Raw genomic sequence first — 22,345 nt, forward strand, 5'->3', positions numbered from 1 at the left:
GTTTTATTTTTAAATAATATTAAATTGTTGGTACTGTTCCACCATCGATTATATATTCGGTTCCTGTTAAATAGCTGGCTCTCGGTGAAACAAGGAAACCAACGAGTTCAGCCACTTCTTCAGGTTCGGCTGGTCTTCCGAAAGGGATTCCACCCAAAGCGTTTATTACGCCTTTTTGCGCTTCTTCTACTGTACTGTTGGTGTTTCTTGCAATTTCGCCCAGCCATGCTTCCGATGCTGTGGTATTGATCCATCCAGGCGAAACAGTCAGTACACGAACACCTTTTGGAGTCACTTCATTCGATAAACTTTTGCTGTAGTTTCGCAGTCCTGCCTTTGCTGCGGCATACGGCAAAGTCGAATCATATAGAGGCAATTTCCCCTGAATTGAAGCTATATGGATGATAACGCCTGTTTTCCGATCGATCATTTGCGGTAAAAATCCTTTATCTAGACGAATCGGGGCCAAAAGATTCGCCTGTAGCGTAGATTCCCAATCCGCATCGCTGAGTGCCGCAAACCCGCCGGCGGGGGTTGATGACCCACCAAGATTGTTTATCAAAATATCCAATCTTCCATAGTTAGTAAGTACCTCGCTAACTACGTTTTGGGCACCTTCTGTTTTACTCAAATCGGATGCGATGAAATGCAGGTTACTGTTTTCTTTCTCAGGTGCGTTTCTTGCGGTTACTATCACTGTTGCTCCAGCCTGTAGCAGTCTTTCTGCAATTGCTCTTCCGGCACCTTTAGTGCCGCCGGTCACCAAGGCTATTTTGCCTGATAATTCATTGTTGAAATTGAATTGTTCCATTTTTACGAATTGTTTATAGGACAAAATTGGATTATAAAAACAGTTAGCACAAGTACGGAAATACGATTCATATAGGGATAAATTTTTCCCCTATTGTGCAATTCAGAACATACCTTTAATTTTGGAATATGTATGAGAGAAAAATAATTCCGAACCTGAACTGTGGTCTTGATCTGATCGGTGAAGTGCTTTACGGCAAATGGAAAATACGTTTGCTCTGGTTTATTGATCAGGGATATCGACGACCAAGCGAATTGCAGCGTAAAATTCCGGATGCTTCGCGTAGGGTTTTAAATATTCAGTTAAAGGAGTTGGAAGACCACGGATTAATTACAAAAAAAATATATCCCGTTGTACCGCCAAAAGTTGAATATAGTCTTACGGATTTCGGCAAGACATTGATTCCGATTATTTCTGCATTGGGACGCTGGGGAGATGAACATGAAGAACTTCTGCGTTCTCTGATTTTAAATCGTTTAAAGTCGGAAAGTTGATTATTTTTTAAAGTTTCAGCATGACCTTTTTTTATGCGCTTACCGCCTATGCTAAAGAAAGGTAGGATTTTGCCAATGCTTTAATTAAATTTGGTCGAAAGCATAGAGATAAAATTAAAGCAAAATGAGATTTCTATTTTAAAAGCTCATTTTTTGATTATAGAACTATCATGCACTTTGCTATAAAATTCTGACTGGTCAGAATCAAATTTGAAACTCATACTGAAAAAACTATTTCCTTCAGCAAGTCGAATCTGTACTAGTTCCCATCCCAATATTATCTCCCATAGATACCCGTTTACGTATAGAACGTGCTCGTTTCCATTTAAAGACAGTGTATCCGTTCAAGGAAATGCAACGAAAAGACTGATATAAGCGCATTTGCCAAAACTTTTATCATACGTTATCATTTACTAGAAAATGGTATCAGTTATTCATTTGAGACAGTAATGAGTCATCCATTCAAACTGGTGGAAATCGATGAAGCAATTGAAAGAAAATTTAGGACTTATCTTTATTTTGTTTACTTGGATAATCCATTGATTAATATTTCCCGGGTTGAAATTAGAAAGGAAAAAGGCGGCCATGGTGTGGCAGAGGATAAAATCGTCGACAGGTACTATCGTACGCTGAACAATTTATTACCTGCAATAAAGCTTGCGAAAAAGCTTAATTATTTGATAACTCTGGCAAAACAATGGTTTTGATAACGGAAGTATTGCAAGGAGGGATCGCCATTTTATTGCCAGAAAACAAGCTTCCACATTGGTTTATCAAATACGTGGTCAATAAAATTAATTTATAAGCTTTCCGTATATGCTATTTGGCTTACTAAGGAACAGGTTATCTTTTGAATTCTATGTGGTGGCAGAAACAATTTGTTAGTACCATATAAATACAAAAGCCATAAAACAGATATGTACAAATAGGTGACTGTTAATTCTCTTCATTATCCAAATTATTTTTGTGAAATCTCAATGTCTTTATCGCTTTGAGAAAATCCTCTTCTGTTTGTATTTTTAAATCAACATCACTGAATGATAGGGTGTATGTATAGCCGTATTTTACGGCACGTCCAATTAAAGTTGTTAGAAAGGGTATTACTTTTCTGCCTGTGTTTTTATTGCTAATTATTTTAGTAATTTTGAATTTATTATTGTATATTTGCCTGATAACCAATTTTTAAATGTTATGGCTAGATCAAAAAAACATTTGGGTAGATATGTAGATCCACGTACCGATTTCGGTTGGAAATTTTACTTTGGTAGGGAGGACAACAAAATCTTACTGATTGAGTTTCTCAATAGTCTATTTCATGGAGAGAAGATAATTTCGGATCTAAGATATAAGCCTGTAGAACATGATGGTGATTATGAGGAAATGCGTCGTGTTGTATTTGATTTACATTGTATCGGCAGCGATGGTGAGGTTTTCATCATTGAGATGCAGCAGCTCTTTCAAGAATTTTTTAAGGACCGCGCGGTGTACTATACCTCACGTCTCATCAATAAACAATTAGCGCGAGGTAAGAAGGGTAGTGATTATTACCTACCTGAGGTTTACTTTATTGGTATTTTGGAGTTTGACATGGATAGAAATGGAGGTTCCGGTATATCCCGTGTCACAGAACGCCCTTATTTCTATGATGTGGCGCTGTGTGACAAATTGACCAGAGAAATATTCTATGATAAATTGGGATATAATAATGATTTCGCTCCCATTATTTAATAAACAGCCAGAAGAACTAAAGACAGTTATGGATCAGTGGTTGTACTTACTTAAACACTTGAGTACCATGGATAGATTGCCAACATTTTTGGATAAAAGAATATTTGGTCTTATCTTTGAGATAGGAGAGATAGGTAAATTAACGGAGGAGGAGCTAATGTCATACGAAGCAAGTTTAAAACATAAGCGTGATGCTGAGAGCGTATTTAATTCGGCCAAGAAATCCGGAGAAGCTTTAGGTCACGCTAAGGGTCTAGCAGAAGGAGAGCGTAAAAAAGCTCTTGAGACTGCTAAAGCATTTAAGGAAATGGGGCTACCTATAGCTGATATTGCTAAAGGCACTGGACTTTCTGTCGAAGAGGTTGAAAAGCTCTAAGTTTTGGGAAGTGTAAAGTAAATTGCGTCACTCTTTTTCAATTTAAAGAAAGTATATCCGATCAAGGGAAATATCGCTGAGAGAATAATTTAGATGCATTTCGCTTGAAATTGCAAATTTATATCCAATGGGAGCCACATTTCCTTGATGTGATGTGCTATTAAAACATCATATGCTATGTAATAAGCGTCTTTAATCAACCATAGAATGGTGATACCTATATTTGTGTTAAACTGATAATTTCCCGTTATGAGTATACAAAATATTAACATCAGTAGTCCAATCAATGTTGGCCAAAATATGGAGAATATCTTTCTATTTCTCTGAGCCTGTAGGTATCCTGCATACATGAGTGCTGCAACTTGAAATCCAAAGATAATCAGGTTAAAATTTAAACTCCCCGTAAAATACCTCAGCCAATCTCCGTCTGTTAATACAACATAAAATGTTAAAGCCATAAAACTGAGATGTACAAATAGTGGTGCGTTAATTCTCTTCATTATCTACATTACGTTTGTGGAATCTCAATGTCTTTATCGATTTAAGAAGATCCTGTTCTGTTTGCGCTTTCAGGTTTGAACCATGAAGGTTAAATCGGACTTTTGAAAAGTCTGCCCATAGGTTGCCAATATACACTCCGGTGGTTCCTTTTCCGGATATTCTCGGAAATACGATTTTTGCTCTTTTGTTATCAACGGTATCCCAGGATACATTTTGTTTTCTGTACAGATCGGCATCAATATTCATCGACATGATATCTTTAACAACAATGAAATCGGAGGAGTCCAAGTTATTTTCCTCCATCATTTGCCTTGTAATTACCTGAATATTTGGTTCTGTCAACGTATTTGAATACATACCCAGATCGAAGTAAAGCGTATCGTTGTTGTCTACAGCAATTGCGCCGACATAACTGTCGATTCCGTTTTGTTTGACCTGCTGCCATTTATAGGGAGCTTCAAGCGTAAATAGACCAAAATCCATTGTTTTTGTGCGTGATGGATCTTTGCAAGCAGTAACGAGGATAGTAAGGGCAGAAATGTGGAATAGTTTTATGAACTGTATCATACTATGGCTTATACGTTGAATTTACAAAATCCAGCTGAAAAGTACAAGGAGTTAATGAATTAAGTAGGTTGTTTATAGCTCAATAATAAAGCTGTTATTAAATCCGTTATAAACTTCATTAATATAACCATGCGGATTGCAAATGATTTCGGTGTCACCTATTGAATAACGTGCCGGATCATGTAAATTGCCATGGATCCTTTCAATCATGTGAGGAGGGATATCCGCGATTGAGTCATCCAAAACAAGTGACTGACCGACAGCCTGCGACAATATGCTTATCGATAAAATACACATAAATGATAACTTGTGAACCTCAAAAAATCCCATTGTATTAATATATAACGCAGTAGCTAATTTATGTATCTATTTTGTATCTTGATACAACATGATTAATCTAATTATACGGAAAGTTTTGAATGACTATGTTGCTTTCATTAACGACTTCAAATACCAGTTCTCTCCAAATGTGGATGAATTTGAACAAGAAAGCAGTCGAAATCGCTCGTGACAAATTGGTGGATTCAATTACCAGTTTCATGGTGCAGGGTGCCGCTTAGAGAAAGACGGTATAGTATGTGAATTTGATTTTATGCCTACAAATGAATATTCCATAAAGTTCAGCCTTTGGAAAATGCGTGAATTTATTTTGACCAATAAAGCATATGGAATAGTTAAATTGGAGGAGTCTGAATTACATGAGGTACTATATCCACTCGTTGGAGATGGGACTATTGTCAAATTGGTATTGGGGGGCGTAGTTTGGGAGATATACCAGATTTAATTCTATTTCTTTTTTGCGGGTAACTCGGGCACTTGAACAAATCATAGACTCGTGGGGCAAACCGCTTTGTTTGAGCGTAGATAATGGGCCTGAATTCATCAGTCATCATTTTGAACTCTGGTGTCAATAACTTCCAGAGATTTATCTATTGTCCACCTTATTTTTGCACTAAATTCCACTTGCAGCAACAATTCTTTGTATTCAAAAAAAGTAAGTTGATCATTTTCGCTAAAACCTGTGCTGACATTCTCATTAATTGGAAGAATTATCAATATAAGTTACTTGTCTACTTGTTTTTTTACTAATAATTTTAGTAATTTTGAATTTATTATTGTATATTTGCCTGATAACCAATTTTTAAATGTTATGGCTAGATCAAAAAAACATTTGGGTAAGTATGTAGATCCACGTACCGATTTCGGTTGGAAATTTTATTTTGGTAGGGAGGACAACAAAATCTTACTGATAGAGTTTCTCAATAGTCTATTTCATGGAGAGAAGATAATTTCGGATCTAAGATATAAGCCTGTAGAACATGATGGTGATTATAAGGAAATGCGTCGTGTTGTATTTGATTTACATTGTATCGGCAGCGATGGTGAGGTTTTCATCATTGAGATGCAGCAGCTCTTTCAAGAATTTTTTAAGGACCGCGCGGTGTACTATACCTCACGTCTCATCAATAAACAATTAGCGCGAGGTAAGAAGGGTAGTGATTATTACCTACCTGAGGTTTACTTTATTGGTATTTTGGAGTTTGACATGGATAGAAATGGAGGTTCCGGTATATCCCGTGTCACAGAACGCCCTTATTTCTATGATGTGGCGCTGTGTGACAAATTGACCAGAGAAATATTCTATGATAAATTGGGATATAAAATGATTTCGCTCCCATTATTTAATAAACAGCCAGAAGAACTAAAGACAGTTATGGATCAGTGGTTGTACTTACTTAAACACTTGAGTACCATGGATAGATTGCCAACGTTTTTGGATAAAAGAATATTTGGTCTTATCTTTGAGATAGGAGAGATAGGTAAATTAACGGAGGAGGAGCTAATGTCATACGAAGCAAGTTTAAAACATAAGCGTGATGCTGAGAGCGTATTTAATTCGGCCAAGAAATCCGGAGAAGCTTTAGGTCACGCTAAGGGTCTAGCAGAAGGTAAAGCTAAAGGTCTAGCAGAAGGTAAAGCTAAAGGTCTAGCAGAAGGTAAAGCTAAAGGTCTAGCAGAAGGAGAGCGTAAAAAAGCTCTTGAGACTGCTAAAGCATTTAAGGAAATGGGGCTACCTATAGCTGATATTGCTAAAGGCACTGGACTTTCTGTTGAAGAGGTTGAAAAGCTCTAGAGTTCGCTATTTGGGGACAGTCTGGGTAGTCCAGCTTATTCAATTTTTGATTAAGTCTTCCCGAGTTATCTGTATGGCTTCTATGTATTCAGCAGTGCTGATGTAACTGTTGAATAATTGTATCTAAATTCTCTATTCAGGTCGCTAATAATATGGATTTTCATTATAGATTATATTAGTCAATCAATGCCAGTCGTAATAACAAAAACGACATTGTTTTCCTGTTGGAGTTCTGGCTTGCTTCCCATTATTGGGACAGTAATTAAAAAAATTCAGAAGCATGATCACGCATATACGAGTTACTGTATCTTCATTAAATTTCTCTAGTCCATTATTCAATAAATTTAGTGCATTTTCGTCTCTGGTTAGCCATCCAGCTTTAAGTAAGCTCTCTTTATTTTATCTAAACATTGTTATTGTTCTTTTGTGCATGGGGAATAATTCTCACTGTTTAATTCATTACTACACCAAATGACCTATATTTTAAAGAATTTTCTGAGCATTTTATACCCGTACAATCAGCCACAACACGGTTTGAGCGATTTATGCTATATACTCGCAAGTTAAACGGATATTTAGGACGGAAACAATTTCTCTGGAGTTTAATTATAAAACCTTTCTTTCGTGGAGATAGTTTTCAAACAACATCAGATAGGAATTATCGTTCTTACCAATAATCTTGAAACCCACGCTTAAATAACGCACCTATTGAAGTTCGTAGGGCTGTATTAAGTTCCGCATAACCTACAAGACCAGAACCCTCCACGATATTTTTCCAAGGTATTACTTTACCATTCCTAAAAATTTCTTCATCGTAAGGATATTGTTCATTTTCGTAATTATAGATTGCCCGATTCGCTTCGGGAAGGTTTTTTAAAAAATCAATTTTCTTCAACGCTTCTTCATGCGATAGTAGCTTAGCCTTTTTTAGATTACTTTTATCAGTTTCCTCCCTGTCAAGGTGAAAGAAGGGGAGGAATGCAACGAAAACGCTGTCATAATAATCTTCAAAATGTTTTTTTATTGCACCTTCATAAGGATATAATTTTTCTTGGTCAAATATGTTGCCCATAAAATCTTGGTTAATAATGAATAGCTTTTATATCAAATCTAATATATGTAATTTGATGGAGAGCTGAAAATTTAAGAAAGTCGCCCAAACCTTTGAAACAAAGAATATATCATATCTGCCGCTCAGGGGCGAATGAGCTTCTCTTAATTGGAAAATTGGGTACAGTTTATTGGTCAGTTTCGAAAACTTATGGGTATTCAATTCGGGCAATTCTAACCTAACTAAGATAAAAGCGAGAGGTTTCAATGCCTGAAAGATTCACAAAGCATCTATTTTATAATTTGTTGAATGCGTATATTTGAGAGCTATGTACAATAATACTAACACACCTTGACAGTAGTAGAAAATTATAAAACTGAACTCGATTTAGTTCGACAGAATCCGCAATTGTTATACCATTATCGCTTTGACAAAGATGCAATAGATTCAAAACACTTTGACCGGTTAAGACTCAATATTGCGATTTACAATGACCTTAAGCAAACGGACTATGAAATCGTAAAATATCTATTTAATGAAGAAAAGGAGTGGCGAAAATATGGAAAAGACGGAGAAGTTGATAATTTATATTTCTGCGCCTTCATACTGACACTTTTTAATTCCCCTGAAACCGTCTGGTTGTTTTTCGAAGCTAAAAATATCGATTTTGACAGCGGAATTGGATTTGATGGCGAATATTTGGTTTCGGCAGGAATTAAAGAAACCTACCAATATTTAAAATCAGCTGACAACCCAAAGAAAACTGAACTGTTAAAGTATATTGGAGAAACGGAAGAAAGCTGTATTTATTCGCAAGAAGACATTGACGATTGGAAAGAACATAAAAAGTCCTATTTCAAATCTTACAAATTTCCAATTCAAGATGAGCTGTATTTTCTCTATTCGACAGATGAACGAGAACTATTTTTGAAGAAACTACCTGAATGGATCGATCAAGAAAGAGCATGGACTTGTAACGAATTAAGTTTATATAGAACATACGCGAAATATGCAGACGACAAGGTTTTAGAAATTGAAGCATTCAAATTGACACTCAAAAAAAATGATAAAGATTTTCTAACCGACATCTATAACCGACAATTGGCAGAGTTATATGTAGAGACTGGTGAAAATACTAAAGCTCTTGAAATCCTTGAGCGCATAATAAATGCAGCAGATAACAGAAATATTGTACGAGATTGCATTGAACAACTTTGCCGGATAATTATTAGCGCAAATAGCTCATCAGACGAGATAGCTAAGCAATCATATCATATTATAAAAGTTCAATATAAAAAGTACAGAAATTTTTCACCAATGGTGGACGGTTTAATTAAGGACGTTACAGAAATCATGGGGGAGGAAAAAATTACTGCACACAACAGCAACTTGCCAAAAGCGGGGCGTCAGTGGTGGCAAAGGCTTTTTGGCTCTGAATAAACTAAAGTAGTCAAGACTTAGTGTGAGAGTTGCAGTAAATTAACAATCTTACTGGAATTCTTTAATTTTGGGTGTACCTAGCCAGGGTAGATTACAATTAGTGTTTACATTTGTAATCTACCCTTAGAGGTTATATTAATTTTTTTTTAAAGTAAATTCGAGAATGGCCTCTTGTGTAATTTATAATTCTACCAAAAACTTGATACCCATTTTTTAGATAGAAATCTTCTGCCTGGAAATCGAACGTATCCAACACTGAAACCGTTGCGCCATTATTAATTGCAATATTTTCCATGTGTTTAAGGAGTTGTGAACCCAAACCTTTCTTTCTGTAGTCGTGATGGACCCATCCTCAGGGTTACTATAGAGCAGACAATGGTTGCTTATCCTAGAAAATGTGGTCGAATGTTCAGCATCAACATGGCTTATATAACCTATAGTTTTTAATGCCTTAGCTTATTGCTTCAATACCTACTCCAATCGCATTCTCTGAGTTTTTTAATAGCGTGTTATTTACCCCTAAAATTTTCACTATTGCAGCAATTTCGAAACTCCAATAGGCAAAGAATACATCATTTTTATCATTATCAAACCAATACGTTAATTTCATCTTTTTGTACCAAGTCTTATTGAGATACATTTTCCATTAGCTAGCTCCACCCAAAACTAAAGAATTTCAATCAGAATTGGTACTGCAATCCTGTTGGTGTTGACTGCCTCAAGGAAGAACAGATGATCTATGATTCGTAAAATTTACTCTTTTTCATTGTCCCTAATTTATAAAACTACATTAATAATCTTAGCTATTTTTAGGGGAGACTATTATTTCTGGATGTTGAAAACGGACTAGCCATCGAAAAGCTTTCTGTTACCGGATTTCTGACGATAAATGATCTAAGCACCAAAAAATATTTTACATTGACGGATCAGGTGTGGATGATCATGGAAGAACTTTTTGATAAAAGACGGTTGTCTTTATCCAAGAGTGGGTTGATCTGGTGTAATCGTGAGACTGACAATAATATCCGATGAGATAAAATAGCATTTCAGAATGAAATTATTATTAAGTGGCAAGTTTTGGATAAGATTTTCAGCGGAATGAACAACTATTATCTCATAATAATTTATGATCTTTAAACTAGATAAATGCCCAAAGCCGGTTATCTAGCTCAAGAGGACATCTAGCCAAAACTGCCTCCCTTTTCGGTCATAAGGGAGGCAGTTTTTGTTTAATTATTTACCTTTATTTCTTATTGAACTATTGGATCATCAGTTACGGTTTCGCGTAGCCATGACTTCTTTCAAACTCATACCTTAGCCTTACATATTGTAATCATCTTGAAAATTAATATCTGTAAACAGTAGCGTCCTGAATGTGATTTAAAAGTGGTGGTGAATGATATAGCAGGGAATGCTATATTTAGTTTGCTAAAACAGATCACAACCATGGTAAATATAAACGTATTTTCTAAGATTCTCTCGCTTATCGACCGCGAGCATTTCAATTTTTTGGTGCGCAAGCATAATTCAGACAAGCACCATAAAGGTATCAACAGCTGGACACATTTGGTAAGCATGCTTTTCTGCCATTTATCGTCTGCAGATTCGGTTAGAGACATCAGCAACGGTTTGCGGAGTACAACGGGCAATATGCGCCACATGGGTATCAGCAGGGTGCCCAGCAAGTCCAATCTGTCCTACATGAATGCGCATCGTGACCACGTGTTGTTTCGAGACCCATATGTGGAGTTATTGGACACGCTCTGGCAGAAGCAGACACAATCAAAATCCCTTTTTTATATTTTTTTAATAAGTGGTCAGCATCAGGTATGCTCACATTCCTTCTGATAATTTTAATCTGATTTAGAAATCCATTACTGTGTCCAAGCCGCGTTTGAGTCCCTTAAATGTATCTATTTTATTTAAAGCTATAAAAATGCCTTTAAGATAAGGTGCTGCGCCGCTTCCTGCTTCGTGTTTAATATTCAGTCTTTCGTCTTCCATACCAAAGATTGCTTCGACACCGAGTATATGACCCGGAAGGCGAACTGCGTGGACTTGAATGCCATTGACTGTAGCTCCCCTCGTTTCTTTATAACCAATGGTGTTTTCTACAGGCACATCCAAAACTGGTTTTTGAATCTTAGAAAGGCGATAGGCAAGTTCAGCAACTGTTCCACTTGGAGCATCTACCTTCTTCTGGGAAGCATAGTCTATTATTTCGAAGTGATCAATATATTTTGCTGCAGTTTCCGAAAATCTTTGTAACAAAACAGCCGTTATTGAAAAATTACCAGCGGCTAACACAGATACATTTTTTTCTTCTGCAAGCGAGCCGATCTCTTCATATTCCAGATCTGAAAGCCCCGATGTACCAACAATACTATTTTTTCCATTCTTAATTGAAGCTATAATATTTTCCTTTGCAATTTTTGGGGATGTAAAATCAATCAAAATATCAAAATCCACCTTTTCAATCGCTTTTTCAATTGAATCAAATAGCGGAATTACCGCTTGATCTAAACCTAAGATGTCCGATAAATTTTCTTCGGATCTTGAAAGCCCACCGACTAATGTATAATCTGAACTAGCCACGATCGCTTTGCTCAATTCTTTACCGACCCAACCTGTGGCTCCGGCTATAAAAACTTTTTTCACACTAATGTCTATTTTATTTATTCTACTTCAAATACAACCTGTAATTCTACAAATAAATTTTTCGGTATAAATGAGTGACCAAGTGCTACCATGTTCATTTTTTTCATGCCTACCGATATTGTTAAATTAAATTCAAGTTTATAGTTATCTATTAGACACTCGAATGTCTCATCCTTAAAAAAGAAAATGTAGTGTCTTTTGTTGTCTAAATCATCACTTGACTGTACAATCGGTTCAGGCAATTTCCCATCTAAGCCGCTAATTATTTCGTAGAATTGTCCCCATTCAAGTTGCTTCCAATTTATTCGATACTGTCCATAATAGTACCCCTCGTCATTGCAAGAGTTTAATGAACATTACAAAGTGATTTCAGCTTTTCAAAATCTTCGTCTACTTCAAAATGGGGATTTTTCTGAAGGTTTAGAGACAACGCTTTTTTAAAATCTTTACAAGCATTGCTCTCGTCACCAAGATCTAAATGGATGGACGCCCGATTAAAGTAACCCATAGCATAGTTCCTATTTGATTTTAAAGCTTTCTCTATTTCCACTAGTGCCTCTTTAGGTCTATTGGTTTCTCTATAGATATTCGCTCGATTGTTATAAAGTATATGAAGGTCTGGCTGATTAGGAAATTCATTTAGTAATTTATCATAGTCCACAAGCGCTTCTTCAAATAGTTTTAATTCCTTTTTAACGTTTATCAGATTTGCAAGCGACTTAAAATCTTTCGGCGATATTTTTAATTGTGCTATTAGATCATTTTTTGCGTTTTCATAATCTTTTAATCTGATATAAGAATATGCTCTGTCAAAATATATGTCCGTGTAGGATGGATTTATTTCAATTACCCTCGAATAGTCAAAAATTGCTTTGTCAAATGCAGCAACTTTTTTATAAACACATGCTCTAGCATAGAGCACATCGATGTTCATGGGAAAAAAATCCAGAAATTTTGAATAATCAGTTATTGCAAGGTCGTAATTTCCTCGAAACCGGTGAATGTTGCCTCTATTTACGTAGGTACCGGGTGAATTAGGATACAGATTTATTGCTTTATCGAAAGCTGAAAAAGCCTCGTCAAATTTTTCTTTTTTAGCATATTTTATACCTAGCGCATTTAATTCTTCTATGGTCTGGGCGCTCAAAATTTGACAGAACAAAATTATGACAATGAGCGAAAATATTTTTTTCATTTCTTGGGATATATAAAGCTAGATAATATGGGTTTGTGCGGACAATATACAAAAAGTTCCATAAATTATGTGTTGCAGGGTTACTACTTTTGTGCATTTTCCGAGTAATTATAAAAGTTACGCTAATTTATAAATCCACGGGGCGTGATGCATATCAGTGCTTCCATTCTATTCCATTAAGCTTTCCCATAACTATCCATTCTTTCAAAACCATAGCTTAGCGCTCGCAGTGTCTGAGATCATCCCTGAAAGTTCGTTTATGTAGGCCTAGCCATTCAGAGTATACTGTGACCAATTCTAAGGTTCCAATAGCGGCAATATTGTCCTAGTTACAATATTTTAGCGATGTATGAGCGAGCTCTATAGATATCTTTTGCGCGCTATAGCAGCTATGAGAATAAGATACAGGAAATGTTTAAGCGATCACAAATATTTAAATGGAAATTTTGTAAGTTTAATGCTAATACAACATTGAAAAAAATATAAACCAGTTATTTCTATGTGAGTCGAAAGCTGTTCGTTTGACTGCAGTTGGAAGCGACGGATACATTGACTGATTTTATACGGTCTCCATTGGACAAAATGAAAAAGCACATGTCCTTTTAGAATTTGAACAAAAAGCTTATTATAGAAATCAAAAAACATCACAATATGCGCACACTAGCCATTGCACTATTTTCAGTGGTATTTATTTTTTCGTATAACTCTTGTACTTCCATATCGCCAAAGTATTTAGCACAGAATGCTGCGGCACATAGCGTTTCGAAGGTAGGAATGAAGGAGACATACATTTTTGATAATCATCCCCAGAAGATAATTGGCCATAATCATAGCCGTCAAGAGAAGAGTGCAGCCTATAATGAATACTGTCTATGGAACTATATTGAACCAAATTATTATAAAACGGATAGTCTGCATTATCTTTACAAAACTTCATTGGAGCTCACCAAAAAAAATAAAATCCATTTCAAACTAATTGATACTTTAGGAAATGTCGTGCGTGAAAGAACGAGGAAAGTTAAGTCCGAACCACAAAACTTTGTTTCTTTCAGAAATACCGATCTTGAAATCTATGTATTAGTCAATAGATTCTTCACCGAAACTATTTGCTTTGCACTAGATAAACATGGTGATTTAGTAGTGCCCAGTGAGTCGACAGCAGCAGGATTTCTTATTCTCTTTCCACTCGCGGGCGCCCTTAACCATGATGCTTATACTTATTGTCGTGTAGATACAATTGCCAATTAAGGCTTATGGTAAATCAGATCCTATTTGGAAAGAAGAAGGCGATCATCTTGTGCTAGAGTTTCCTGGGTTTGGAGTGAGGGTGTAAGTGATGGTGTAAATGAGGGAGCTACACATCAATGGAATTATCTCTAAAACCTATTGTTCACCATAGACCGCAAAATTATCTAATATCATTCTTTATACACTTCAATTTCCCACGTTGGATCATGGCGATGTAATTTTGCGCGTGATCATCGGTTAACAGGCTATTATATTCAATGTGGTAATTGAATTGCTTGGTGAAGGTGAAATATTGAATACTTCCTACATAGGCATTATTGAGATAGATATGCCAAAGGCTATATTCCTTCGCTCGCACCTTCACTATCTGCCGTTTTCCATGATGGTAAAATAATTCAGGAACATCACTATCAAAACGAAGTATAAGCGCATCAATGCAAGCTTCCTTGATATCATCCGCAAGCTCTCCATAGGCAAGCTCCCAAATGCCCTGAGATTTCCTGAAAACATAGAAATCAAGGCCATTTTGCTGTAAAGATGATAGTCTTTCATGCCCATGCTCTTATCGTGTACAGTCATTTGGACGTACATAACACGGTTGCGGCAATAGACTTCGAGCTGCTTCATAAAATCAAAAATACTAACAAATTTAGTAAAACAACAGATCCAATTGTACATTTGTTTTATGAAACTCAGCAAGCAACCGTCTACGGGTTAGGTAGATAATGTCAGGAAAACGGCTCTATCAGCAGTACAAAGCGTTGGATCAGGTTCTTGCTAATGTATCGACTATAAAAATTGGTTCATTAAAAATTTCATCCTCTTCCAGATAACCAGAATAATTGGCTCCGTTAAATTCTTCTATCTCTTTATAAGCCATTTCCCTTGGTAACCATTCAGCATCTATGAATGGCATGACTACCATGGTATAAATACAATCAATAATATTTGATTCGCCCTTTTCAATATATGTTTTCGAAGAGAAAGGAATTTCATTACCTAATTTCCATACCAGGAAAAAGTTAAAAATACTCACCCAGATCACATAGACCTCTGATGCTCCAATACATACTTCAAAATTTATCCCACGATCTTCTTTAATGAAAGGCCTAAACCTCTTGATCTGATATTGTGGGAAATAGTTTTGAAACTTATCCAAAATTTTATTCACAAGATCAGGATTTTCCTGTTCGAATTTGTCACTCCTTTTATAGATATCTATTAATTTAGGAGATCCATTTTGATAGTGTTTCCAAAAGAAATCCCTATCAAAATAATTATTAATTATGTCCTTAATTTTTTCCATATATAAATTATTGATAACCTGTCATTGGAATTTCGGGACCGTGAGGCCACTCAGATTCAAAGATACTGTTACTTCTGGATATATTTCTTGTCTGCAATACCATTCTGTTATGAAATATACAGGGAATATATGCTCAAATTGTATTTAAGGCGATTTTAATAGTTACTTTCGGATGTTAATAAGTAGTCATGTTAGACTTTAAAGGAAGTGTATTTATAGAAGATTAGATTATAAAAACATTACAACAATACTATAGTGAAGTTGGTGAATATGGCCGCAAATTATATTTAAGGAATGAAGCAATCCGTGCAGGCAATTGAGATTTGTACGAAGCGACTTTAAGAAAGACTTTTCCGCTGATGCTGACGAAGCGATAAGATAAGCCAAGGTTGCGGGAGAAAGAGTTGTGCTAATGTCAAAAGATCAGCTTCGGGAGTGGATTGCTAAGCACAGGGTAAACATGATTACATCGGATTTATTTATGCTAGATGAAGGAACAATATTGGAGTGTTGAGTCGACGAGTCCGCTGAAGCCCTGAAATATGTCCTTGGCGATGGATTAGAAGATATTATCGAATGTCGAGTTTCTCCTAGTGATATACTCACATTGACGGATCATAAGGTGTATTGCGTTGATCCTATGGTAAAAGCCTAGATTTTTGGTCTAGGCTTTTGAGTTTATAATGGCATTATATTGATTTGCATTGAAGTACTTACTGGACCACATTCGCTATCCATGGTACATTTTAAAGTTATCCAATCACCTTCCATAGGATCAGTAACTTGATATGAAGAAGGGACACTTAACTTTACTGTTGTACCATTTGGAACCATCGTGATTCGGTTATCGCTTATTGTCCATTTATGGTTAGTATATGGGCCCCCGCTTGTAAAAAGTGAATAAAGCCTATTACTCCAACCTCTTTTTAATGCTACATCACCCTCTATTTGACCTTGAAAAATCGGTCCGATATGGATATTCATTTTAAATAACTTTCCATTCGATGTAGAAACTAGATTTATGGGGCCATTCGCTGTACCAATCCTAGTCACTTTCCACTGATTATTTCCTAAAGCAGTCAACGTCGCAATCCCCGATGCGTTTTCAAGGGTTATGGTACCGGGGCTGGTAATTGTGTAGATTCCTTCAGAGCAAATAGACGACGGTCCTGTAAATACAGGGGTATATACTATATCAAATTTAAAGGTTTCCCCCCATTGTGGACACGTAGAACTCTTCCCAGCAACGGTAATCCACTTCAATTGATCATCGGTGATATTTACATTAAACGATGGAGTAGTCGTTGTCGTCTGAATACCCGTATTCGTAGTCCATATAAATGATGCGGCAGGAAAATTTGAATTAACTATTTGCGCTGTATAAGTTTTATTCCCACTAAAATCACCTGGAATTTCTCTATCCCCAGTTATAACATAGCGCGAAGGTATGTTCACCTTCACATCTTTATCCAAATAAGTGGAACCTCCTGATGTTCCATCAAATTTTATCGTTTCGTATTGAACACGAAGTTTCCATTTTCCATTTTCGGTCACCTTGTTATACCATCTAACAACAACGGTATTTGAATTTTGGCTAATAATTTGACCATCGGTTATCGACCATAAAAAATAATTGCCGAAGGAAGGTCCACTAAAAGAGTAGGTATAATTTGTCTCGGGACACGGGTTTGCCTCACCACTAATCACTTGTCCTATTACCCGATTTAATAAAAGGCTAAGGAAGAGTATTAACGTCAGTTTTATTCTCATTTCTCTATTATTTTTGGTGACCATTCTTCAAATTCTCTTTCTTTCGCATCAAATGAAAATATTTTGTGCATATAATATTTTCCATATTCTTTTATGGTAATCTCTTTACTGCTGTAGGCTTTTTTACCCTGCCCTTTCTCGTCGCTCATAATCACAGCTATCAGATATTTGCCCGGGTAATAATCTTGAAATGTAATGCCGGAAGCGATTGTGATATTATCTGTTTTGACTTCAGTATTCGACTCTTTATCAATCGCAATGCCTTGAATAGCCTTGTCGACATCTTTTACGACTAATGTTTTGTCATGGCTTGGCCACATCACAATAGTCATTTTTTCTGGTGATACGAAGAAGTTTTGCCATTGGTTGTAGTTAACAATACTGGTTTGCACATGTACCACAGACGTCTTTTCCGGAATTCCCAAAAATGGATCTTTAGGAGCTTGATAAATACTGTCCAACTGGTTTTTCTCCTCAGGAATAAAAGGATCGTTTACCCTTTTCGAACAACTTATTAAGATTGCTAATAAAGAGGGGAATAGTAATAATTTACTCTTCATGCTGATTATTGTTTATGTTATTAATTAATTTTAGGCTTAATGACTCTATAATATCACACACACATTTGTTGTGCAATAAATACTAGATATCTTTTCACTATGGTAATATAATTAGTTGGTAAGATAAGTAAAATTGAGAAAAGGTGTGTGGTTGAGCTGTGAGTTCTACACAAAAGTGTGGTGCAACAAGGCCTGAAATCATCACGGCTTTACCTTTCTGTATCATTATCAGCAATATGTTGCTTTGGTGTCAAAATAATATAGCTACCGCCAGTTTCTAGAACATTATCGTCGTAAATATCGATGAACCGCTTTACCGCCCATTAATGGAGTTATCTATCAAACCTGTGGTTCACCATTGATCGCAAAATTATCCAATATCATCCTTCATCCACTTTTATTTCTCACGTTTGATCATGTCGATGTACTTTTGCGTTTGATCATCGGTCAACAAGCTATTGTCTTCAATGTGGTAATTTGAATTGCTTGGTGAAGGTGAAATGCTGAATACTTCCTATGAGGGCCTTGGTAGTTTCTTCAGGAGATCTTCAATTTCTTATCGGCGATAGATTGGAAGATATTATAGAATGTCGAGTTTTTTCTATTGATATCATCACATTGACGGATCATAAGATGTATTGGGTTGATACAATTGTAAAAGCCTAGATTCTTAGTCTAGGCTTTTAGATTAATATTTTCAATTATGGCATTACTGGATCTATTCCAACGTAAATTTTATAATACCGTGTTTCTTGGGCACAACCATTGGTTATTTCACATTTTAAATTAACCCATCCTCCTGAACCTTTGGAGCTAACTGATAAATTAGGACCTGCACCACTCCAAGATACGATTGGATTGCCTGGGGATTTAGAAACTAATGACCAGCTATAATCTGTGTATCCAGTTGAATTTAGATTTGTAATAGTCATGCTGCCAGAATATTTAAGATTTCCAGTTCCAGGTAGCACCTTAAAATATTCATGATCAAATGCCTGTATATTAATTAAGTTGTCGAATCCAGTTGCTACAGATCCGCCGATTATTATTTCTTTATCGAAAATTTTACCGTTTTTTATTGATCTCAACCTAACAACGCCATTCGCTGTACCTATCCTAGTCACTTTCCACTGGTTATTTCCCAAAGATGTTAATGTCTCAATCCCTGACGCATTTTCTAAACTAACAGTATAAGGATTAGAAATTGTATAGTTACCCTCATCGCAAATAGAAGCTGGTCCATTGAATGTTGATCCTGGTATTTGATTAGGATTTAATTTTACAGGGGTATACATTTTATCTATCCAATCAGTCCATCCATTGATATTATATGGGCTTGGATATCCCTCTTTGTAAAATCTCCATCTTGCCAAAATACTTGTATTTGGATTCGCCAGGGTGACTGCACCTGCTGGAATGACTATTTTTTTTTAACGACTTTAGAAGCCGCATACTGTGGCCCATACCAGTCAGAATTTGAGACGTTTATAACACTAATCTGTGTATTCGGACCGGAAGAGTTTAAAAGGTACAAACCAATTTCAGCTTTGATTGGTAAGTCTGGCCAAAGATTCGTTGTAGCTGATAGTGCCCTTGATACAGTAAAAGTTGCGTAAATCGTTGTAGGTTGATTATAATTTAGCAGAATTTCACCATTTTTTTTTGGTGCAAATGGATACATCACAGTTTCTAAATTGATAAGTTGGGCAGTAGCGAATTTACTTAGAATTAGTAGAGCAATGACACTTAAAATTTTAACTAATTTCATAACTTTTCTGCTCTAGCCGTTCTCAAATCTTGCGCAAATACTTTCAAATCAATTTTTAATTCAAGATAATCTATATTCAGGGTATATGTCGCAGCACTGTAGTAAATACTGTCTTTCGGTACATTCAGTATTTTTGATGTTGCCCTATAAACGAATTCTTTTTCGAAATCTTCTCCGTCAATTGGGATGATATCATCTTTAGGTTTGGTCGATTCTTCCTTCTTTACACGCGCCAAAGCCTAGCCCTAGCAACGCAATAAATATTAAATATCTTTTCATTGGGTAATATAATTTAGCCATTAAGATAAATAAATATGCGATGGAAAGTGTCATTAATGGAGAATTACTACCCAAAAGTGTAGAGTGAGGAATAGTAAAGCCATAGATATACATCCTTTGCACTTGTGCCAATGTAACCAATATAACCTGGTTTGGCGATAATATTATTCATTTTGATCCTTTGATAGGTGCAACCTACTTATTTAAACGTCGTGATGCTTGTTGGAGAAAAATTAACTTAAAACTATATCTGCTAACAATTAATTCAGGTAAGGTTTCCCGTAACCCACCATTCTTTCAGACTAATAACTTGATCCCAAAAATCATAATAATCTTGAAAGTTAATATATGAAAACATGTTAATTCAGAATAAATAATGTATATTGGTGTGATTTAAATTAATGATGAAAAGAATTGCTCTATTATTTATGATAGTGGGACTAGGTTTCACTTCATGTAAAAAAACATCTGGGAATTTAGAGTCTCCCTTAGACCTAAATCTGAAAGCAGGAATAACACACCCTCCGACAGATCCTTTGGATCCTAATGATGATCCTGGTTACGAACTTTCTTTAGGCGGGTTAGGGGATTGTATACAAAATAACTACACTGACGGTGATGCTTTAAGGGCATGTATCGCAAATGTTCCAGTGAATACAAGTAAGTTTGTATTTCCATCAAAAACCAAGGGTCAGAAACCGTTAGGACCTCCTTTATCTACAAATAGCACAAATACAGCGCATTTTATGACTGAGGGGACCTTTCAAGATTTAATAGCAGATGCTGTAGGAGTTACAATATCACAAAATCTGTCTTCACCAATAACTTTATCTACTCAAGACAGTATTGACCTTTTTCTAACACTCTATGAAGATGCGGATAAAGCAATCAAAAAACTTCATGATCCATTACTTGGAACTACAATACAAGATCAAAATGGAAAAACTATTTTCCATCTCGCTTTAAGCAATGCATTTACCTATAATTTATTTAATAGTGGAGGAGGAGTATTATATCCCAGTTATGGTTACAGATATGTTGTATCATATGCTAAAGGGACATTGAAATTACCATTAAGATGGAAACAATATGGTTTCGATTTCCAAGGCACTTATACCAATTTACTTTAGTACATTATAATTTTAAAAAAATAAACATGCCACTACCCAAAGGCATGTTTATTTTTTAAATTTCTGTATGTTTTACTTAAATAATGGTTGTTTGCAATTTTTGTAGTAAAATATTCCCATTGCAATAATTGCCGCAAGCAAAACTAAGATTCATAGTTTATTCCTCTATCTAAGGCAATAGAGATATTGCCCATATGTGCCTCATACATGATCTTATTGAAATGCTAGGTAGTGGAGCAAAAAGGATGGTTAAAGACTGGTAGGCTTATGGTCTAGCATATCCTATTTAGAAGAAGGACGGTGATCATCGTTTGCTAGAGTTTCCTAGGCTTGGAATTGGTGAGGGTGTAGGTTATGGTGTAAATGAGGGAGTAAGTGATTTTGTTATACCTAGCGCAAGTGAGGATGTAAACGGTATGCTAAAAATACTTGTTACCCCAATACAAACCCGCCATCCCTTGGTTGTGATATATTTGTTATAAAGTACTTAACAATGTCTTTAGGAGCTTGATAAATACTGTCCAACTGGTTTTTCTCCTCAGGAATAAAAGGATTGTTTACCCTTTTCGAACAACTTATTAAGATTGCTAATAAAGAGGGGAATAGTAATAATTTACTCTTCATGCTGATTATTGTTTATGTTATTAATTAATTTTAGGCTTAATGACTCTATAATATCACACACACACACAAACATTTGTTGTGCAATAAGTACTAAATATCTTTTCCCTATGGGAATATAATTAGTTGGCAAGATAAGTAAAATTGAGAAAAGGGGTGTGGTTGAGCTGTGAGTTCTACACAAAAGTGTGGTGCAACAAGGCACGTAATTATCCCTGCTTTACCTTTCTATATCATTATCAGCAATATGTTACTCTGGTGTCACAATCATATAGCTACCTCCAGTTTCTAGAACATTATCGCCAAATATCGACGAACGCTTTACCACCCACTAATGGGTTATCTCTCAAACCTGTGGTTCACCATCGATTGCAAAATTATCGAATTTCATTCTTTATCCATTTTAATTCCTCACTTTTCATCATGGCGATGTACTTTTGCATTTGATCATCGGTCCAAAAGCTATTGTCTTCTCGAGAAATTTTAATCTGTCAGTTTTGTCTGCGGAAAAGCCGTAGGTCATAGTTTAAGTTCTTTGTCGTTTTAATTATGATCGTAATTCATTATTTGCTGGAGATGGAGGGCATTACTTGGTGAAGCAATAATCTTTGCCTGTCAAATATGTTTCTGATAATATATTGTTTAATTAAGACTCGCCTATTTCAGATTCAATGTATGTAATTTGATGGATATCTGAAAATTGGAAAT

24 protein-coding genes and 1 pseudogene are annotated in these 22,345 nt (G+C 35.8%); 10 read left to right on the plus strand and 15 right to left on the minus strand.

Annotation, left to right across the window (positions count from 1 at the left end; genetic code table 11):
• Nucleotides 1-19: 19 nt before the first annotated feature.
• On the minus strand, nt 20-811 hold the full coding sequence (locus tag QE382_RS11155) for an SDR family oxidoreductase (RefSeq protein ID WP_307185955.1): 792 nt from the start codon (nt 809-811) through the stop codon (nt 20-22).
• Between the two features lie 128 nt (nt 812-939).
• Here QE382_RS11155 and QE382_RS11160 point away from each other — a divergent pair, with 128 nt between their 5' ends.
• The 4 genes from QE382_RS11160 to QE382_RS11175 all read left to right on the plus strand — a co-directional run bounded on the left by QE382_RS11160 (nt 940) and on the right by QE382_RS11175 (nt 3,409).
• On the plus strand, nt 940-1,305 hold the full coding sequence (locus QE382_RS11160) for a winged helix-turn-helix transcriptional regulator (protein ID WP_293887865.1): 366 nt from the start codon (nt 940-942) through the stop codon (nt 1,303-1,305).
• Between the two features lie 470 nt (nt 1,306-1,775).
• Entirely contained in the window at nt 1,776-2,012 is a 237-nt protein-coding gene (locus QE382_RS11165) for a hypothetical protein (protein ID WP_307185956.1), read from the plus strand.
• A 484-nt stretch (nt 2,013-2,496) separates the two neighbouring features.
• Nucleotides 2,497-3,033 (plus strand): PD-(D/E)XK nuclease family transposase, encoded by a 537-nt coding sequence (locus QE382_RS11170; protein ID WP_307185957.1) that lies wholly within the window; start codon nt 2,497-2,499, stop codon nt 3,031-3,033.
• 28 nt (nt 3,034-3,061) lie between these two features.
• Nucleotides 3,062-3,409: a PD-(D/E)XK nuclease family transposase gene (locus QE382_RS11175; RefSeq protein ID WP_307188022.1), complete on the plus strand. Its 348-nt coding sequence runs from the start codon at nt 3,062-3,064 to the stop codon at nt 3,407-3,409.
• An 89-nt stretch (nt 3,410-3,498) separates the two neighbouring features.
• Here QE382_RS11175 and QE382_RS11180 read toward each other — a convergent pair whose 3' ends face one another.
• Both QE382_RS11180 and QE382_RS11185 read right to left on the minus strand, forming a co-directional pair.
• The gene (locus QE382_RS11180) at nt 3,499-3,909 is read right to left on the minus strand and encodes a hypothetical protein (RefSeq protein ID WP_307185958.1); all 411 of its coding nucleotides are present in this window, start codon (nt 3,907-3,909) and stop codon (nt 3,499-3,501) included.
• Nucleotides 3,896-4,477 (minus strand): hypothetical protein, encoded by a 582-nt coding sequence (locus tag QE382_RS11185; RefSeq protein WP_307185959.1) that lies wholly within the window; start codon nt 4,475-4,477, stop codon nt 3,896-3,898. The genes QE382_RS11180 and QE382_RS11185 overlap by 14 nt, the downstream gene beginning before the upstream one ends.
• Nucleotides 4,478-4,991: 514 nt before the next feature.
• Between QE382_RS11185 and QE382_RS11190 the strand changes: the two genes are divergently transcribed.
• Nucleotides 4,992-5,261, plus strand: coding sequence for a DUF6896 domain-containing protein (locus QE382_RS11190; protein WP_370877892.1), 270 nt, complete (start codon nt 4,992-4,994; stop codon nt 5,259-5,261).
• Nucleotides 5,262-5,627: 366 nt separating this feature from the next.
• Nucleotides 5,628-6,611, plus strand: a complete 984-nt coding sequence (locus QE382_RS11195; protein WP_307185961.1) for an Rpn family recombination-promoting nuclease/putative transposase — start codon at nt 5,628-5,630, stop codon at nt 6,609-6,611.
• Between the two features lie 667 nt (nt 6,612-7,278).
• Here the strand turns inward: QE382_RS11195 and QE382_RS11200 are convergent.
• Complete coding sequence (locus QE382_RS11200) at nt 7,279-7,683, minus strand: DUF2711 family protein (RefSeq protein ID WP_307185962.1); 405 nt, start codon at nt 7,681-7,683, stop codon at nt 7,279-7,281.
• A gap of 330 nt (nt 7,684-8,013) precedes the next feature.
• On the opposite strand from QE382_RS11200, the gene QE382_RS11205 reads away from it, so the two are divergent.
• The gene (locus QE382_RS11205) at nt 8,014-9,102 is read left to right on the plus strand and encodes a hypothetical protein (RefSeq protein ID WP_307185963.1); all 1,089 of its coding nucleotides are present in this window, start codon (nt 8,014-8,016) and stop codon (nt 9,100-9,102) included.
• A gap of 130 nt (nt 9,103-9,232) precedes the next feature.
• On the opposite strand, the pseudogene QE382_RS23545 reads toward QE382_RS11205, so the two are convergent.
• Both QE382_RS23545 and QE382_RS11210 read right to left on the minus strand, forming a co-directional pair.
• Nucleotides 9,233-9,439, minus strand: a pseudogene (locus QE382_RS23545) (GNAT family N-acetyltransferase); the annotation flags it as partial.
• A gap of 114 nt (nt 9,440-9,553) precedes the next feature.
• Nucleotides 9,554-9,742, minus strand: a complete 189-nt coding sequence (locus QE382_RS11210; RefSeq protein WP_307185964.1) for a PoNe immunity protein domain-containing protein — start codon at nt 9,740-9,742, stop codon at nt 9,554-9,556.
• Nucleotides 9,743-10,548: 806 nt separating this feature from the next.
• Between QE382_RS11210 and QE382_RS11215 the strand changes: the two genes are divergently transcribed.
• Nucleotides 10,549-10,950, plus strand: coding sequence for a DUF4372 domain-containing protein (locus tag QE382_RS11215; RefSeq protein ID WP_307185965.1), 402 nt, complete (start codon nt 10,549-10,551; stop codon nt 10,948-10,950).
• 15 nt (nt 10,951-10,965) lie between these two features.
• Here QE382_RS11215 and dapB read toward each other — a convergent pair whose 3' ends face one another.
• A complete protein-coding gene (gene dapB / locus QE382_RS11220) occupies nt 10,966-11,760 on the minus strand; it encodes a 4-hydroxy-tetrahydrodipicolinate reductase (RefSeq protein WP_307185966.1) in 795 nt (264 codons plus the stop codon).
• A 346-nt stretch (nt 11,761-12,106) separates the two neighbouring features.
• The gene (locus QE382_RS11225; RefSeq protein WP_307185967.1) at nt 12,107-12,955 is read right to left on the minus strand and encodes a tetratricopeptide repeat protein; all 849 of its coding nucleotides are present in this window, start codon (nt 12,953-12,955) and stop codon (nt 12,107-12,109) included.
• A 651-nt stretch (nt 12,956-13,606) separates the two neighbouring features.
• Between QE382_RS11225 and QE382_RS11230 the strand changes: the two genes are divergently transcribed.
• Nucleotides 13,607-14,203 carry a hypothetical protein gene (locus QE382_RS11230; protein ID WP_307185968.1) on the plus strand — a complete coding sequence of 199 codons (597 nt, stop codon included), beginning with the start codon at nt 13,607-13,609 and terminating at the stop codon, nt 14,201-14,203.
• A 363-nt stretch (nt 14,204-14,566) separates the two neighbouring features.
• Here the strand turns inward: QE382_RS11230 and QE382_RS11235 are convergent, their stop codons facing one another.
• The 7 genes from QE382_RS11235 to QE382_RS11265 form a co-directional block, all read right to left on the minus strand.
• Nucleotides 14,567-14,830 carry a hypothetical protein gene (locus QE382_RS11235; protein WP_307185969.1) on the minus strand — a complete coding sequence of 88 codons (264 nt, stop codon included), beginning with the start codon at nt 14,828-14,830 and terminating at the stop codon, nt 14,567-14,569.
• A 139-nt stretch (nt 14,831-14,969) separates the two neighbouring features.
• Entirely contained in the window at nt 14,970-15,509 is a 540-nt protein-coding gene (locus tag QE382_RS11240) for a hypothetical protein (protein ID WP_307185970.1), read from the minus strand.
• A gap of 678 nt (nt 15,510-16,187) precedes the next feature.
• Nucleotides 16,188-17,279 carry a hypothetical protein gene (locus tag QE382_RS11245; RefSeq protein WP_307185971.1) on the minus strand — a complete coding sequence of 364 codons (1,092 nt, stop codon included), beginning with the start codon at nt 17,277-17,279 and terminating at the stop codon, nt 16,188-16,190.
• Nucleotides 17,276-17,839, minus strand: coding sequence for a hypothetical protein (locus tag QE382_RS11250; protein WP_307185972.1), 564 nt, complete (start codon nt 17,837-17,839; stop codon nt 17,276-17,278). The genes QE382_RS11245 and QE382_RS11250 overlap by 4 nt, the downstream gene beginning before the upstream one ends.
• A gap of 701 nt (nt 17,840-18,540) precedes the next feature.
• A complete protein-coding gene (locus QE382_RS11255) occupies nt 18,541-19,212 on the minus strand; it encodes a hypothetical protein (RefSeq protein ID WP_307185973.1) in 672 nt (223 codons plus the stop codon).
• A gap of 47 nt (nt 19,213-19,259) precedes the next feature.
• Nucleotides 19,260-19,607: a hypothetical protein gene (locus QE382_RS11260; RefSeq protein WP_307185974.1), complete on the minus strand. Its 348-nt coding sequence runs from the start codon at nt 19,605-19,607 to the stop codon at nt 19,260-19,262.
• Nucleotides 19,604-19,843, minus strand: coding sequence for a hypothetical protein (locus tag QE382_RS11265; protein ID WP_307185975.1), 240 nt, complete (start codon nt 19,841-19,843; stop codon nt 19,604-19,606). Before QE382_RS11265 ends, QE382_RS11260 begins: the two co-directional genes overlap by 4 nt.
• 444 nt (nt 19,844-20,287) lie before the next feature.
• Between QE382_RS11265 and QE382_RS11270 the strand changes: the two genes are divergently transcribed.
• Complete coding sequence (locus QE382_RS11270; RefSeq protein WP_307185976.1) at nt 20,288-21,016, plus strand: hypothetical protein; 729 nt, start codon at nt 20,288-20,290, stop codon at nt 21,014-21,016.
• The last annotated feature ends 1,329 nt before the right edge of the window (nt 21,017-22,345 follow it).

Origin of the sequence: Sphingobacterium zeae (assembly GCF_030818895.1) — a bacterium.
Classification (GTDB): Bacteria; Bacteroidota; Bacteroidia; order Sphingobacteriales; family Sphingobacteriaceae; genus Sphingobacterium; species Sphingobacterium zeae.

What these genes read in the sequence shown, in the direction of transcription:
- QE382_RS11155 (WP_307185955.1), bottom strand. Translation starts at nt 811, where the DNA reads ATGGAACAATTCAATTTCAACAATGAATTATCAGGCAAAATAGCCTTG.
- QE382_RS11160 (WP_293887865.1), top strand. Translation starts at nt 940, where the DNA reads ATGTATGAGAGAAAAATAATTCCGAACCTGAACTGTGGTCTTGATCTG.
- QE382_RS11170 (WP_307185957.1), top strand. Translation starts at nt 2,497, where the DNA reads ATGGCTAGATCAAAAAAACATTTGGGTAGATATGTAGATCCACGTACC.
- QE382_RS11175 (WP_307188022.1), top strand. Translation starts at nt 3,062, where the DNA reads ATGGATCAGTGGTTGTACTTACTTAAACACTTGAGTACCATGGATAGA.
- QE382_RS11180 (WP_307185958.1), bottom strand. Translation starts at nt 3,909, where the DNA reads ATGAAGAGAATTAACGCACCACTATTTGTACATCTCAGTTTTATGGCT.
- QE382_RS11185 (WP_307185959.1), bottom strand. Translation starts at nt 4,477, where the DNA reads ATGATACAGTTCATAAAACTATTCCACATTTCTGCCCTTACTATCCTC.
- QE382_RS11195 (WP_307185961.1), top strand. Translation starts at nt 5,628, where the DNA reads ATGGCTAGATCAAAAAAACATTTGGGTAAGTATGTAGATCCACGTACC.
- QE382_RS11200 (WP_307185962.1), bottom strand. Translation starts at nt 7,683, where the DNA reads ATGGGCAACATATTTGACCAAGAAAAATTATATCCTTATGAAGGTGCA.
- QE382_RS11210 (WP_307185964.1), bottom strand. Translation starts at nt 9,742, where the DNA reads ATGTATCTCAATAAGACTTGGTACAAAAAGATGAAATTAACGTATTGG.
- QE382_RS11215 (WP_307185965.1), top strand. Translation starts at nt 10,549, where the DNA reads ATGGTAAATATAAACGTATTTTCTAAGATTCTCTCGCTTATCGACCGC.
- QE382_RS11225 (WP_307185967.1), bottom strand. Translation starts at nt 12,955, where the DNA reads ATGAAAAAAATATTTTCGCTCATTGTCATAATTTTGTTCTGTCAAATT.
- QE382_RS11230 (WP_307185968.1), top strand. Translation starts at nt 13,607, where the DNA reads ATGCGCACACTAGCCATTGCACTATTTTCAGTGGTATTTATTTTTTCG.
- QE382_RS11235 (WP_307185969.1), bottom strand. Translation starts at nt 14,830, where the DNA reads ATGAAGCAGCTCGAAGTCTATTGCCGCAACCGTGTTATGTACGTCCAA.
- QE382_RS11240 (WP_307185970.1), bottom strand. Translation starts at nt 15,509, where the DNA reads ATGGAAAAAATTAAGGACATAATTAATAATTATTTTGATAGGGATTTC.
- QE382_RS11245 (WP_307185971.1), bottom strand. Translation starts at nt 17,279, where the DNA reads ATGAGAATAAAACTGACGTTAATACTCTTCCTTAGCCTTTTATTAAAT.
- QE382_RS11250 (WP_307185972.1), bottom strand. Translation starts at nt 17,839, where the DNA reads ATGAAGAGTAAATTATTACTATTCCCCTCTTTATTAGCAATCTTAATA.
- QE382_RS11260 (WP_307185974.1), bottom strand. Translation starts at nt 19,607, where the DNA reads ATGAAATTAGTTAAAATTTTAAGTGTCATTGCTCTACTAATTCTAAGT.
- QE382_RS11270 (WP_307185976.1), top strand. Translation starts at nt 20,288, where the DNA reads ATGATGAAAAGAATTGCTCTATTATTTATGATAGTGGGACTAGGTTTC.